The sequence below is a fragment of the Microbacterium sp. NPDC057659 genome (assembly GCF_042799915.1).
Taxonomy (GTDB): domain Bacteria; phylum Actinomycetota; class Actinomycetes; order Actinomycetales; family Microbacteriaceae; genus Microbacterium.
Genome location: NZ_JBHVHU010000001.1, coordinates 362,740 through 374,886 on the forward strand (window position 1 = coordinate 362,740; position 12,147 = coordinate 374,886).

The 12,147-nt window shown below is 68.1% G+C and carries 9 protein-coding genes and 5 tRNA genes; 8 read left to right on the top strand and 6 right to left on the bottom strand.

The genetic code is table 11. The features are described from left to right. Nucleotides 1-58: 58 nt before the first annotated feature. The 3 genes from ACFVAE_RS01775 to ACFVAE_RS01785 all read right to left on the bottom strand — a co-directional run bounded on the left by ACFVAE_RS01775 (nucleotide 59) and on the right by ACFVAE_RS01785 (nucleotide 3,166). Nucleotides 59-2,752, bottom strand: a complete 2,694-nt coding sequence (locus ACFVAE_RS01775; protein ID WP_378887306.1) for a LamG domain-containing protein — start codon at nucleotides 2,750-2,752, stop codon at nucleotides 59-61. Nucleotides 2,753-3,016: 264 nt separating this feature from the next. Further along, nucleotides 3,017-3,092, bottom strand: a tRNA-Gly gene (locus tag ACFVAE_RS01780). Between the two features lies 1 nt (nucleotide 3,093). After that, nucleotides 3,094-3,166: transfer RNA gene (locus ACFVAE_RS01785), tRNA-Val, on the bottom strand. Nucleotides 3,167-3,377: 211 nt separating this feature from the next. Here ACFVAE_RS01785 and ACFVAE_RS01790 point away from each other — a divergent pair. From ACFVAE_RS01790 to ACFVAE_RS01805, 4 genes are all read left to right on the top strand, one after another. After that, nucleotides 3,378-3,450, top strand: a tRNA-Gly gene (locus ACFVAE_RS01790). 55 nt (nucleotides 3,451-3,505) lie between these two features. Continuing rightward, nucleotides 3,506-3,576: transfer RNA gene (locus ACFVAE_RS01795), tRNA-Cys, on the top strand. Nucleotides 3,577-3,601: 25 nt separating this feature from the next. Then, a tRNA-Val gene (locus ACFVAE_RS01800) sits at nucleotides 3,602-3,673 on the top strand. A 91-nt stretch (nucleotides 3,674-3,764) separates the two neighbouring features. Beyond that, the gene (locus ACFVAE_RS01805; RefSeq protein ID WP_378887308.1) at nucleotides 3,765-4,445 is read left to right on the top strand and encodes an alpha/beta fold hydrolase; all 681 of its coding nucleotides are present in this window, start codon (nucleotides 3,765-3,767) and stop codon (nucleotides 4,443-4,445) included. Nucleotides 4,446-4,537: 92 nt separating this feature from the next. Here ACFVAE_RS01805 and ACFVAE_RS01810 read toward each other — a convergent pair whose 3' ends face one another. Next, nucleotides 4,538-5,179 carry a TetR/AcrR family transcriptional regulator gene (locus tag ACFVAE_RS01810; protein WP_378887310.1) on the bottom strand — a complete coding sequence of 214 codons (642 nt, stop codon included), beginning with the start codon at nucleotides 5,177-5,179 and terminating at the stop codon, nucleotides 4,538-4,540. A 71-nt stretch (nucleotides 5,180-5,250) separates the two neighbouring features. Between ACFVAE_RS01810 and ACFVAE_RS01815 the strand changes: the two genes are divergently transcribed. From ACFVAE_RS01815 to ACFVAE_RS01830, 4 genes are all read left to right on the top strand, one after another. Further along, on the top strand, nucleotides 5,251-6,654 hold the full coding sequence (locus tag ACFVAE_RS01815; protein WP_378887312.1) for an MFS transporter: 1,404 nt from the start codon (nucleotides 5,251-5,253) through the stop codon (nucleotides 6,652-6,654). A 106-nt stretch (nucleotides 6,655-6,760) separates the two neighbouring features. Further along, nucleotides 6,761-8,698, top strand: a complete 1,938-nt coding sequence (thrS, locus tag ACFVAE_RS01820; protein WP_378890441.1) for a threonine--tRNA ligase — start codon at nucleotides 6,761-6,763, stop codon at nucleotides 8,696-8,698. A 69-nt stretch (nucleotides 8,699-8,767) separates the two neighbouring features. Beyond that, entirely contained in the window at nucleotides 8,768-9,307 is a 540-nt protein-coding gene (locus ACFVAE_RS01825) for an HIT family protein (protein ID WP_378887314.1), read from the top strand. 54 nt (nucleotides 9,308-9,361) lie between these two features. Beyond that, nucleotides 9,362-9,940: a hypothetical protein gene (locus ACFVAE_RS01830; protein WP_378887316.1), complete on the top strand. Its 579-nt coding sequence runs from the start codon at nucleotides 9,362-9,364 to the stop codon at nucleotides 9,938-9,940. A 4-nt stretch (nucleotides 9,941-9,944) separates the two neighbouring features. On the opposite strand, the gene pdxY is transcribed toward ACFVAE_RS01830, so the two are convergent. After that, the gene (gene pdxY, locus ACFVAE_RS01835) at nucleotides 9,945-10,796 is read right to left on the bottom strand and encodes a pyridoxal kinase PdxY (RefSeq protein ID WP_378887318.1); all 852 of its coding nucleotides are present in this window, start codon (nucleotides 10,794-10,796) and stop codon (nucleotides 9,945-9,947) included. A 28-nt stretch (nucleotides 10,797-10,824) separates the two neighbouring features. Next, nucleotides 10,825-12,132, bottom strand: a complete 1,308-nt coding sequence (locus ACFVAE_RS01840) for an aminotransferase class I/II-fold pyridoxal phosphate-dependent enzyme (RefSeq protein WP_378887320.1) — start codon at nucleotides 12,130-12,132, stop codon at nucleotides 10,825-10,827. Nucleotides 12,133-12,147 lie beyond the last annotated feature (15 nt).

Sequence of the window (12,147 nt, forward strand, 5' to 3'; positions counted from 1 at the left end):
CGCGACGGGCAGGGCGTGCGGATCCGCTGTCGGATCGCGCACGCCCTGTCGTCAGCGGCTACCGATCGCCGCCCTTGGAGGCGAAGCCGACCGACATGAGCACGCGCTGCTCGACCCCGTGGATCACGAGCCGGTTGCCCTTGAGAGTGAACGATCCTGCTCCCGAGAGCGTCACCCTCGCGTTCTGACTCTTGTACCCCTTGGACGGCTTCAGACGCAGGCTCAGATCGCCCTGCGCGTCCACGACGCCTTCAGCAGGGGTGACCGTTCCGTTCTCGGCTGTGACCGCATAGGTGTAGCGCCGGGGCTGCGACTCGAACGCGGCGACGGCCGACTTCAGTCCGTCGTACGCGGTGCGGATCTCGGCGCGAGTCGCGTCTGCGGTGGCGAGAGTCTCGTCACCCGTGGCGATGGCGGCCCTGAGCGTCTTCGAGAGACCGCTGTCGAAGACCCTCCCGTTCTCCGCCTCCACAGCGGACGAAGCCAGCAGTTCGTTCGCGTACTCGACGGCCCCGCTGAGCGACTCCCGAGGCCGTGACGTGTCTGAAGCCGCGAACAGGCTCGCGATCTCGTCGGGTGAGAGCGGGCTCGCCCACATCTTCAGGTCGTCCATGTCGAGGCCTGTCGGGTAGGAACGGCTGCCGTCGACACCGATGAGCATCTCCAGGCCGCTGGTGAGGCTGCCCACCGATGCGATGTCGCTCTCCTTCACGAGTGCGCCGTCGAAATACGTTCGTGCCGTGTCGGCGGTGCGGTCGATCGTGAAGCTCATCATGTGCCAGGAGCCGCGGTAGTTCGGCACGTCGCCGGTCACGTACACGCCCTTGGAATCGTCACCCAGAGTCAGCTCGAGCTTCCCCGTGTCGGCCCCTTCCGGTGCGAGATTGACACCCGAACGGTAGTAGTTCGACCAGTTCTTGTTGCTGATGATCGATCCGTACCCACCGACCGCAGTGAGCTTGGTCCAGAAGTTCACCGTCAGGTCCTTGTCTGTGCCGAGGTCGAACTCGGAGCGCCTGCCGAGCGAGACGTAGCTGCCGGGGTCCGCGCCGATGCGCACGGCCTTGCCCGCGGCGCCGGGACGGTCGTCGTCGACGAACGACACTGCTCCGGTCGCGGTCGCGGGGACCGCGCGGCCGGCCTCGTCGGCGAGGTCGCCCTCGAACTGCATGTCGAGGAACTCGTCGCCGGGGATCGGGGTGGTCCGGTCGGGGAAACCAGGGAACGTGAGCGTCCCCGCAGTGCGGAAGCTGCCCTCGAGAGCCGTCGACCTGTTCTGGAAGTCGTCGAAGGCGTAGACGCGGACGTTGTACGTCTTCGCCGGCTTGAGCCCGGCGATGTCGAAGGACATCGTGTTCGGCGTCATGAAGAATCGCGAGTACGCCTTGAAGGAGCCGGTGAACGACTTCGGCTTGTTCTTGCCGAAGTCCGGAACCTGGTTCGCCGTGAACGCGACAGGATCTCCTACCCTGTCGGTGATCTCCACCTGGTAGAAGTTCACCAGCTCGTCGTCGACCGCCTGGTCGAATCCGAGCGTGAGGGATGTCTCGGTGACCTTGTCGGTCGAGACGGCGGCGGCATCCCACCACGGGGCGGTCGTGCTGCGGTCAGCGTCCTCGTAGGCGAATCCGGTCCTGCCCTTCGCGGTGTCGACCACCCATGGCATACCCATCCACCGCTGGCGCGTCACGTCGAAGCGACGGATGATCGTGCGGCCGTCATCGAGCACGCTGATGAAGTTCGCGGCCTTCTGGTTCCAGCCGTTCGCCGGGTCGCCCTGGTTGCCCTCGAAGTACCCGCCGCCGAGGAAGTCTCCCGGCACGTCCTGGTAGATGTAGTTCATCGAGGCGTTCTCGTAGACCGTGAAGTCCCTCTGGTAGATGCTCGTCGCGGGGTTCGACGAGAAGTGGGTGTGCGCCGAACCGAGCATCGCTTGCGGGTACGCCGCCAGAATGGTCTGCAGATCGGGGCCGGCGAGGTCGTAGTCGCCGTGGAACGGGCCGCCGAGGGACGTGCCCGCGTATCCGCTGTGGATGTTGACGAAGATCGGCTTGGCGGGGTCGTAGTCGGGTGCGGCGCTGATCCCGGCGAGCGTGCTGCGGAGGAACTCCTGGTAGCCGGTCCGCTGTCCGCTGTAGCCGAACGTGCTCTTGCCGTTGTAGTCCAGACCGATGAAGTCGTATCCGTTGACCTTCCGGTGGAAGTTGCCGACGTACTCGTCGGCGGCCTTCGGGTAGGACCAGTCCGGATCACCGGCGTGCTTCTCGTCGAAGGTCTTCCCCATCAGATCGGCGATGTCGTGGTTGCCCTGCGTGAACATCTTCTGGGCGTCGGGGAAGTTCTCCGTCATGACTCGCTCGACCGCGCGGTACCAGCCGGCGGTCTTCTCACTCCTGCCGGCGAGGTGGTCGTTGTACTCGGGTTCGTTCGCGCCGACGACGTCGCCGTTGTCCACGACGGCTTCGACGGAGAAGCCGTTCTTGTCCGCCCAGGTGCGGATCCGCTCGAAACCCGCACGGGAGTTCTCATAGGCGACCTGCTCGGAGGTCTTGTCCGCGGTCGCGGCACCGCCGAGCTCGGTGTCGGACATCGTGATGAACTCGAGCCTCGTCCCGACCTCGTTGTACGCGTCGTTCGCCGCGTCTATGCGCTGCTGCGTCATCGCTTCGGGGGTGAGTGCTTCTGAGGCCTCGGCGCCGACGGCAAGGCCCGACAGCGCGATCGCGGAGACGACGGCCGCTGCGGTGATCACGCTGCTGCGGGCGAATCCTGTTGCTCGAAGGCGTCGGCACCGGGGCGACGACGATCCGTGGACGTTCTGCATCTCTGATCTCCAAGATCGGTGAGGGGAGGGGAGGGGAGATCGGAGACGGTAAGGCGGTCAGATGACCGAGACGTGGCGCGACGATGAACGCGGCGACGGGGAGGGCGCAGCGGGGTGGTGAACAACGGGTGTCGTCCTGCACTCCGCGGACACGAAGAAGCCCGGGATCGGAACGATCCCGGGCTTCTGACGTGGAGCGGATGACGAGACTCGAACTCGCGACCCTCACCTTGGCAAGGTGATGCGCTACCAACTGCGCTACATCCGCGTGGGCGATGCCGGACTCGAACCGACGACCTCTTCCGTGTGAAGGAAGCGCGCTACCAACTGCGCCAATCGCCCCTGTGTAGTTGTCGTGTGCATTGCGGCACGAATGAAAAGCATACCTGATGCCGGGGGCGCTTCAGGCATCGGGGCCCGCGCCGGGCGTGGCGTGTGCTCAGTGATCTTCTGGACACGCCCGGTGGCGTCATCCGGTTTGGTGAACCTCCGATCCTGAGCTAATGTATTTCGAGTGCCCGGTACGCCGGACAACATGAAAACTGAAGAGTATGCGGATGTAGCGCAGTTGGTAGCGCATCACCTTGCCAAGGTGAGGGTCGCGAGTTCGAGTCTCGTCATCCGCTCGAGTGCAGGTGCCCCAGCCAGGGGCGCTGGCATGTGGGTTCGAATCCACCTCGCGGTGGCGTGGCCGAGCGGCTAGGCACCGGCCTGCAAAGCCGTTTACACGGGTTCGAATCCCGTCGCCACCTCTCGTATAACTGAACAGCCCATTGGGCGCGATTGGCGCAGCGGTAGCGCGCTTCCCTGACACGGAAGAGGTCACTGGTTCGATCCCAGTATCGCGCACAACAGAAAACCCCCGGATTTCCGGGGGTTTTCGCATTTCCGACGCTCTTTGCGGGCTCCGGCGCCTCATCGGCCCGATTACCGTGGCATCATGACGACGTTCGTCCTCATCCACGGGGGCGGGGACACCGGCTCGTCCTTCGGCCTCGTGGCGAAGCAGCTCGAGGCTCGCGGGCACGAAGTGCTCGCCCCCGATCTTCCCGCCAGCGATGACGCGCTCAGGCTCGAGGACTATGCGGACGCCGTCGTCGCTCTCGTCGGCTCTCGGCGCGATGTGGTCGTTCTCGGCCACTCGTTCGGTGGATTCACCGCACCACTGGCTGCCGCACGGCTTCCCGCGACTGCTCTCGTGCTTCTCGCCGGGATGGTCCCGTTGCCGGGCGAGAGCCCGGAGCGATGGTGGGCAGCGACGGGGTACGCGGAGGCCGTGGCTGCGCAGGCGGCGCGCGACGGCGGACTCACCGGCAACGAGGATCCGTATGTGAGCTACTACCACGACGTGCCGCGGGCACTCGCGGCGGAGGCGCTGCGCCGCGAGCGAGACCATCCGTCGATGACCGCCTACGCCGAGCCCTGGCCGGCCGAGGCCTGGCCCGACGTGCCCACGCACTTCCTGCTCTGCACCGAGGACCGCATCTTTCCCCCCGATCTGTTCCGGCGCATCGTGCCGGAGCGGCTGGGCATCGTCCCGGATGAGATGCCCGGCGGCCACTGCGTCTTCCTCAGTCGCCCGGTTGAACTCGCGGATCGGCTGGTGCGCTACCTCGGGTGAGCGACACTGATCCCATGTCGTGGACGGGAGCGGCGATCATCATCCTCGCGCCCACGGCCGCGGCACGCACCGACTGAACCGGGTCACTCAGGTCAGCGCATCGAGTTGTGGCGCATCCAGTCGTCCCAGCTCATCGACGCTCCGACGTCCACCGGGTCGGTGATCGAGGCGCGCAGGCCGCGCAGGTAGTACTCGAGATGGCGCAGATTCAGCGCGCGGTCCTCATCAGGATCATCGGATGCCGACGGTCGCAGGTGCACGATCGCGGCCATGACATCTCCGGGGCCGAAGCCTTCGGGCACGAGTCCGCGCTCGGCGTCCAGAGCGACGAGCGCGCTCAGCGCATCGTGGAGTTCCTCGGAGAGTCGCTCGATCTCGGGGGTCATCGGCGTGCTGCGGTTCAGCAGCGTGGGGAGATGTCCGCCTGCCTGTCCGAGATGTGTGCGCAGGAAGAGCGCGACCGCGCCATCAGGCCCGCCATCCGTCGCACTGGAGCGTGCTGTCTGCACGATGTCCTCGAGTGAGCTGCGGCGCAGCTCGCGGATCAGATCGTCCTTGCTCGCGTACCGACGGTAGATGCCGCCGACGCCGATGCCGGCCCGCTCGGCGATCAGCGACATCGGGGCGTCGTAGCCACGTTCGGCGAACACGTCGCGCGCGGCGCGGAAGAGCGCGGCGTCGTTCGCACGGGCTTCGCGGACCCGCCCGGGAGCGGCTGCGGGATCGACGGGCATTTGGCCACGGTAGCAGAGGGGAGCTAGGATCAAGCGGCTGAACGGAACATTCCGTTCCGATTGGAGTTCCGATGACGACCGACTCGCTGCCCGTCGTGGCATCCGCTTCTCGAGACCGGGAGCCGAGGCCGCGCAGGTGGTTCGTGCTCGCCCTCGCAGTGGCGGTGCTGACCTACTCGATGATGCAGACGATGCTGCTGCCGGTGCTGCCCGCGCTGCAGGGCGCCCTGCACACCGACGGCATCGGCGTGAGCTGGATCCTCACCGCCTACCTGCTCAGCGGTGCCGTCGCCGCTCCTGTGCTCGGCTCCTTCGGCGATCGATTCGGGCACCGCAGGATGCTCCTCATCGCCATGGGCGTCTTCGTGGCAGGCAGCATCATCGCGGCGGTCGCGCCGAACCTCACCGTCATCCTTGTCGGTCGGGTGCTGCAGGGCGCATCGACGGCATCGTTCCCCCTGGCTCTCGCGATCGTCGGCACGCACCTGACCGACGGCACCAGGCGATCGGCCACGGGCTGGCTCAGCGGCACCGTCGGCCTCGGCGCGGGACTCGCGCTCGTCATCGGCGGCATCATCGCCAGCCTGGCTCCCTGGCAGGTGCTCTTCTGGGTGGGTGCGATCTTCGGCGTGGTGTCGATGCTCCTCGTCGCCGCGTCGGTGCCGGCGCACGCCGTGCACGGACAGGCGCGCGTCGACTTCGTCGGCATCGGGCTGCTCGCCGCGCTCCTCGTCGGCATCCTGCTCGTCGTCTCGCAGGCGTCCAGCTGGGGGATCACCTCGCCGGGCATCATCGCCTCGGCCGTCGTCGCCGTGCTGGCCGGTGTCGCGCTGCTGATCGTGGAGCGGCGGGTCGCGGCACCCCTGCTCGACCTCCCGGTGCTGTGGCGACCGACGATCGCGATCGGCAATGTGCTGGCCGTGCTGCTCGGCTTCGTGCCGTACCTCTTCTACGTGGGCATGCCGCTGCTGCTGCAGACTCCGCAGCCCGTGGGCGCAGGCATGGGCACGCAGGCCACCGGGTGGATCATGTTCCCCGGCACCATCGTCGCGTTCATCGGCGGAAGGTTCGCCTCGGTCCTCATGCGCTGGATGCGCTCTGCCTGGGTCTCGGCGATCGCGATGGCACTGATCGCCGTCGGGGCGGTCGGCATCGCGCTGTGGCCGCACGACCTCATCGCGAACATCGTCTTCTACGCGGTGATGGGCCTCGGCGCCGGCATCGGCACGACCGTCGTGGCGGATCTCATCGCGCAGGGGGCGGAGCCGCACGAGCTCGGTGGGCTGCTCGGCGTCAACGGCGTGCTCCGCACGGTCGGCTCGTCCTTCGGGGCCCCGATCGCGATGCTGATCATCGCCGGCGCGACGGGCGTCCACGGGTTCGTGGCACTGTTCCTGATCGCGGCTCTGGTCAGCGTGGTGGGCGTCGTGCTGTCGATGTGCCTGCGGTCCGGGGCGCGCACGCGGGGCGAGTAATCTGGGTACGACCCCTGGATGGAGATTGTCTGTGTCTGAGAACGCCCAGCCGAACGCCGAGAAGCGCGATGGCTTCGCCCTGTTCACCGACCGTTCTGTCGTCGCGATGCGCGTCAACGGTGTCCTGAAGGACCTCGCCGCGACGGTGACGGAGAGTGACGTCGTCGAGCCCGTCACCATCGACAGCCCGGCCGGCCTCGACATCCTGCGCCACTCCACGGCACACGTGCTCGCCCAGGCGGTGCAGCGCATCCGCCCCGAGGCGAACCTCGGCATCGGCCCGTTCATCACCGACGGCTTCTACTACGACTTCGGCGTCGAGACGCCGTTCACCCCCGAGGACGTCAAGGCGATCTCGAAGGAGATGCAGCGCATCGTCCGCGAGGGGCAGCGCTTCACCCGCCGCGTCGTCACCGAGGACGAGGCGCGCGCCGAGCTCGCGAACGAGCCGTTCAAGCTCGAGCTCATCGACCTGGCCGGCGGCCCCGGCTCCGGAGCGGATGCCGCAGAAGGAGCTTCCGTCGAGGTAGGCGCCGGCGAGCTGACGATCTACGACAACGTCACGAAGGACGGCGAGGTCGCCTGGAAGGACCTCTGCCGCGGGCCGCACCTGCCCAGCACACGCATGATCGGCAACGGCTGGGACCTCACCCGCATCGCCGCCGCCTACTGGCGCGGCAGTGAGAAGAACCCGCAGCTGCAGCGCATCTACGGCACCGCCTGGCCGACCAAGGACGAGCTGCGCGCGTACCAGGAGCGCCTCGCCGAGGCCGAGCGCCGCGATCACCGCAAGCTCGGCGTCGAGATGGACCTGTTCTCGTTCCCCGACGAGATCGGCTCGGGCCTCGCGGTCTTCCATCCCAAGGGCGGGATCATCCGCTACGAGATCGAGGAGAACCTGCGCAAGCACCTCCTGCGCAACGGATACGACCTCGTCAACAGCCCGCACATCACCAAGAAGGATCTGTTCCAGACCTCAGGGCACCTCCAGACCTACGCCGACGGCATGTTCCCCCCGATGCACCTCGACGAGATCGTCGACGACGAGGGCAACGTCACCCGGCAGGGCCAGGACTACTACCTGAAGCCCATGAACTGCCCGTTCCACAACCTGATCTTCCGCTCGCGCGGTCGCTCGTACCGAGAGCTGCCGCTGCGCCTCGCGGAGTTCGGCACCGTGTACAGGTACGAGAAGAGCGGCACGCTCTCGGGTCTGACCCGCGTGCGCGGGCTGACCCAGGACGACGCGCACATCTACGTCACCCAGGACCAGGTGCGCGAGGAGCTCACCACCAACCTGAACCTGGTGCTCGAGCTGCTGCGCGACTACGGCCTGAACGACTTCTACCTCGAGCTCTCCACCAACGAGGAGGGCAACCCGAAGTTCCTCGGAGAGCCCGAGCAGTGGAGCACCGCCATCGACACGCTCCGCGAGGTCGCGCTCGAGTCCGGCCTCGAACTGGTGGCCGACCCGGGCGGGGCGGCGTTCTACGGCCCGAAGATCTCGGTGCAGGCGCGCGACGCGATCGGCCGCACCTGGCAGATGTCCACCATCCAGCTGGACTTCAACCAGCCGGAGCGCTTCGAGCTGGAGTACACCGGCCCGGACGGGCAGAAGCACCGCCCGGTCATGGTGCACCGCGCGCTGCTCGGTTCGATCGAGCGCTTCTTCGCCATCCTGCTCGAGCACTACGCCGGTGACTTCCCGCTCTGGCTCGCGCCGGTGCAGGCGGTGGGCGTGCCCGTCGCCGAGGAGTACGCCGAGTATCTCGACGGCGTCATCGGCCAGCTGAAGGCCGAGGGGCTGCGCGCCGAGGTCGACCACTCGGACGACCGCATGCAGAAGAAGATCCGCAACCACACCACCGCGAAGGTGCCGCTCATCCTGATCGCGGGCGAGCAGGACCGCTCCGCGGGCACCGTCTCGTTCCGGTTCCGCGACGGCACGCAGGAGAACGGCGTGCCGGTGGCGGACGCCGTGAACCGCATCCGCGCGGCCGTCGCCGCGCACGCCAGGGTGATGGCGGCCGAGGACCTGGCGTGAACCTTCGTCACTTCGTCTCGCTGCGCTCGTTCAGTACGGCGCTCGCTTCGCTCGCTCAGGAGCCGGGCAATGACTGACGTCGAGGACGCCGCGCATCTCGCCGGGGTCCCCGACGAGTTCCAGCGGCTGTGGACTCCGCACCGCATGGCGTACATCCAGGCTGGGCCCGAGCCGCTGCGCGAGGAATGCCCGTTCTGCGAGGCCCCCAAGCATGCGGACGCCGACCGTCTGATCGTCGCCCGCGGCGAGACCGCGTACGTGCTGCTGAACCTCTTCCCGTACAACTCGGGCCACCTGCTGGTCTGCCCGTACCGGCACATCGCCACGTACGACCAGGCGACGCCCGAAGAGGTGGCCGAGATCGGTGCGCTCACGCAGACCGCGATGCGGGTGCTGCGTGAGGTCTCGAACTGCGACGGCTTCAACCTCGGCATGAACCAGGGCGCGGTCGCCGGGGCGGGCGTCGACGCCCACCTGCACCAGCACATCGTGCCGCGGTGGCGCTCCGATGCGAACTTCTTCCCGATCATCGCGAAGACCAAGGCGCTGCCGCAGCTGCTCGGCGAGGTCCGCGAAGCGGTCGCCCACGCCTGGCCTGTGGACAACTGATCTGCAGACTTTCCCGCCTGGCAGACTGAGGCGACACGTTCTCAGGGGGGAAACATGATCAGGACATCTGTGCGCGCCGGAGGCGCGATCGCCGCGTCACTCGTCGGGCTGCTGCTTCTGGCCGGGTGCTCCGGCGCGCCGGCCGCGCCCGACGCCGAGCGCAGTCAGAAGCCGTCGGCCTCCGCGAAGCCTTCGCCGAAGTCTTCGAGCGACCCGGCCGACGGCCTTCAGGACGCCTTCGCCGAGCGGGACGCGTTCTTCGCCGAGCAGAAGTTCCCCACCGACGGAACTCCGCCGCGTGCGACCACCCCGGCGCAGCAGGAGCTCGTCAAGAAGCAGAGCGACTGGGTCAAGAGCCAGGGCGGCACCTGGAGCGACAAGGACGAGAGCATCCTGCTGGCGATGGCCTCGGACACCTGTGAGACCGGCATCCTGAACGGTCACAAGATCGACGGGGCGCTGCTGAAGCAGACCATCGTCGGCTCGCCGATGCTGCCGAAGAACGGCACGCCGGAGCAGAAAGCCGCGCTCGAGAAGAACTTCGCCGACGTGTCGGTGTTCGGCGCGACCTATCTCTGCCCCGAGGACGGCAAGGCGTGGATCGCAGCCTTCGGCGAGGCCTACGGCAAGTGAGCGCTCAGCGCACCTGGTGCGCGGTGAACTGCAGCCGCGGGTTCGCGTAGTACTCCTGCGACTCCACCAGCTGCAGCTCGCGCTCGCCCGACTCGAGCGTCGCCTTGAGCAGGTCGAACACGCTGGACACGGTGCGCTCCAGCGCGACCTTCGCGTCGCCGGTCTCGACGTAGTGCGCGGTGAACAGCGCCGCCGTCACGTCGCCCGAGCCGTTCGCCTTCAACGGCAGATGCGGGGTGGCCACGAGCCAGGCGCCCTTGTCGTCGACGGCGAGCATCTCGATGGTGCCCTCCTCGCGATCCGGGCGCTCCACGCTGGTCACCAGCACGACGGACGGGCCCATCGCCCTGGCGAGGTCGACCGAGGCCAGCGTCTCGTCGAGTGTGGCCGGCTCGGTTCGCGTCAGGTAGCCGAGCTCGAACTGGTTCGGCGTGATGATGTCGGCGACCGGCACGACCCGTTCACGCAGCAGTTCGGGGATGGCCGGCGCCACGAAGCATCCGGACTTGGCGTTGCCCATCACGGGGTCGCACGCGTACACGGCGTCCGGCTTGGCGGCCTTCACCCGCGCGACGGCGTCGATGATCACGTCGCCGATGCCCTCGCCGCCCTGGTAGCCGCTGAGCACGGCGTCGATCTGCGGCAGCACGCCGCGCTCCTCGATGCCGGTGATGACCTCGCGCACGTCGGCGGGGTCGATCAGCGGTCCGCGCCACGCGCCGTAACCGGTGTGGTTCGAGAAGTTGACCGTGTAGACCGGCAGCACCTCGACCCCGATCCGCTGCAGCGGGAAGACGGCGGCTGAGTTGCCGACGTGACCGTAGGCGACAGCGGACTGGATCGAGAGGATCTTCATCCCGCCATCCTCTCACCCCGCCGGGGCGTCATCGGCGCACGGCGGCCGCGAGGTCGTCCAGCAGAGCCGTGGTCTCGTCCGCGTCGAGGTCGTGCACGGTCAGGCGCAGATGGTGCGAGGGCGCGGTCGCCTCGTCGGGACGGAACTCGTCACCGGTGCGGGCGAGCCAACCGCGGCGCATCAGGTGCTCGGCGGCGCTGCGTGCCGGCACCGGCAGCTCCACCCAGAGGTTCAGCCCGTCGCCCGGCTCGCACGGGATGCCGCGTGCGGTGAGCCCCTCGGCGAACGCACGGTTCCTGGTCGCGTAGTGCTCGGACGCCGCGTCGAACAGCGCCCGCACCGAGTCATCCTGCAGCTGTGCCAGTGCGAGGCGCTGCAGCAGGTGGCTCACCCAGGTCGTGCCGGGACTGAGCCGCATCGCGAGCCGCTCGGCCGTCATGGGATCGGTGGCTGCCACCGCCAGGCACATGTCCGGCCCCAGGAACTTGGACACCGAACGCACGAGTGCGAAGCGCCGGTGCTCCGGACCGATCAGTGACTCGTACGGACGGTGCGAGAGGACGGAGAAGTGATCGTCCTCGATGACCAGCACATAGGGATGCTCGACGAGAAGTTCGCGCAGAGCCGCAGCACGGGCGGGGGAGAGCGAGGTGCCGGTGGGGTTCTGTGCGCGCGGTGTGCACACGACCGCCCGGACGCCCGCATCCAGTGCTGCGCGCAGACCGTCGACGGTCATCCCCTCGGCATCCACCGGCACGGGGATCGTGCGGTAGCCGCCCAGGCGTGCGGTGTGGATGCTGGCGAGGAAGCACGGGTCCTCGAGGGCCACGGCGTCGTCGCGCATCAGCGCCTGAGCGAGGAGGCGCTCCACCGCATCCACCGCGCCGCTGGTGATCGTGATGCGCAGATCGTCGCGCCGCAGGTCGGTGGCGACCCATTCCCGGGCCCACGCGTCGAGCGCGGGGTCGATGACGGGCTCGCCGTAGAGCACCGGGCGCCCGACGATCCGCTGCAGTGCGGGTGTCGGGTCCGGGATGAACGCCGGGTCGGGATTGCCTGAGCCGATGTCGCGCAGCACGGTGTTCGCCGCGAGTCCCTCCTGCGCGACGGTCTCGCCTCCGGTGATGACTGTGCCCGCGCGACCGCGGGAGAGCACGAGGCCGGCCTGAGCGAGCTGCCGGTACGCGGAGACCGCGGTGTTCCGGTTGACGTTGAGCGACGCGGCCAGTTCACGCACCGGGGGAAGCGCGTCGCCGGGGGACAGGAGCCCGCGCTCGCGGAGCGCGCGGATGCTGTCGGCGATCTCGGCCGCGGTGGAACCCGTTATCTGGTGCATCGCTTCGAGTCTACG

Coding starts and splice junctions, on each gene's coding strand:
- pdxY (WP_378887318.1), bottom strand. CDS start 10,796: ATGAAGATCCTCTCGATCCAGTCCGCTGTCGCCTACGGTCACGTCGGC.
- ACFVAE_RS01840 (WP_378887320.1), bottom strand. CDS start 12,132: ATGCACCAGATAACGGGTTCCACCGCGGCCGAGATCGCCGACAGCATC.
- ACFVAE_RS01815 (WP_378887312.1), top strand. CDS start 5,251: ATGACGACCGACTCGCTGCCCGTCGTGGCATCCGCTTCTCGAGACCGG.
- thrS (WP_378890441.1), top strand. CDS start 6,761: ATGCGCGTCAACGGTGTCCTGAAGGACCTCGCCGCGACGGTGACGGAG.
- ACFVAE_RS01805 (WP_378887308.1), top strand. CDS start 3,765: ATGACGACGTTCGTCCTCATCCACGGGGGCGGGGACACCGGCTCGTCC.
- ACFVAE_RS01830 (WP_378887316.1), top strand. CDS start 9,362: ATGATCAGGACATCTGTGCGCGCCGGAGGCGCGATCGCCGCGTCACTC.
- ACFVAE_RS01825 (WP_378887314.1), top strand. CDS start 8,768: ATGACTGACGTCGAGGACGCCGCGCATCTCGCCGGGGTCCCCGACGAG.
- ACFVAE_RS01810 (WP_378887310.1), bottom strand. CDS start 5,179: ATGCCCGTCGATCCCGCAGCCGCTCCCGGGCGGGTCCGCGAAGCCCGT.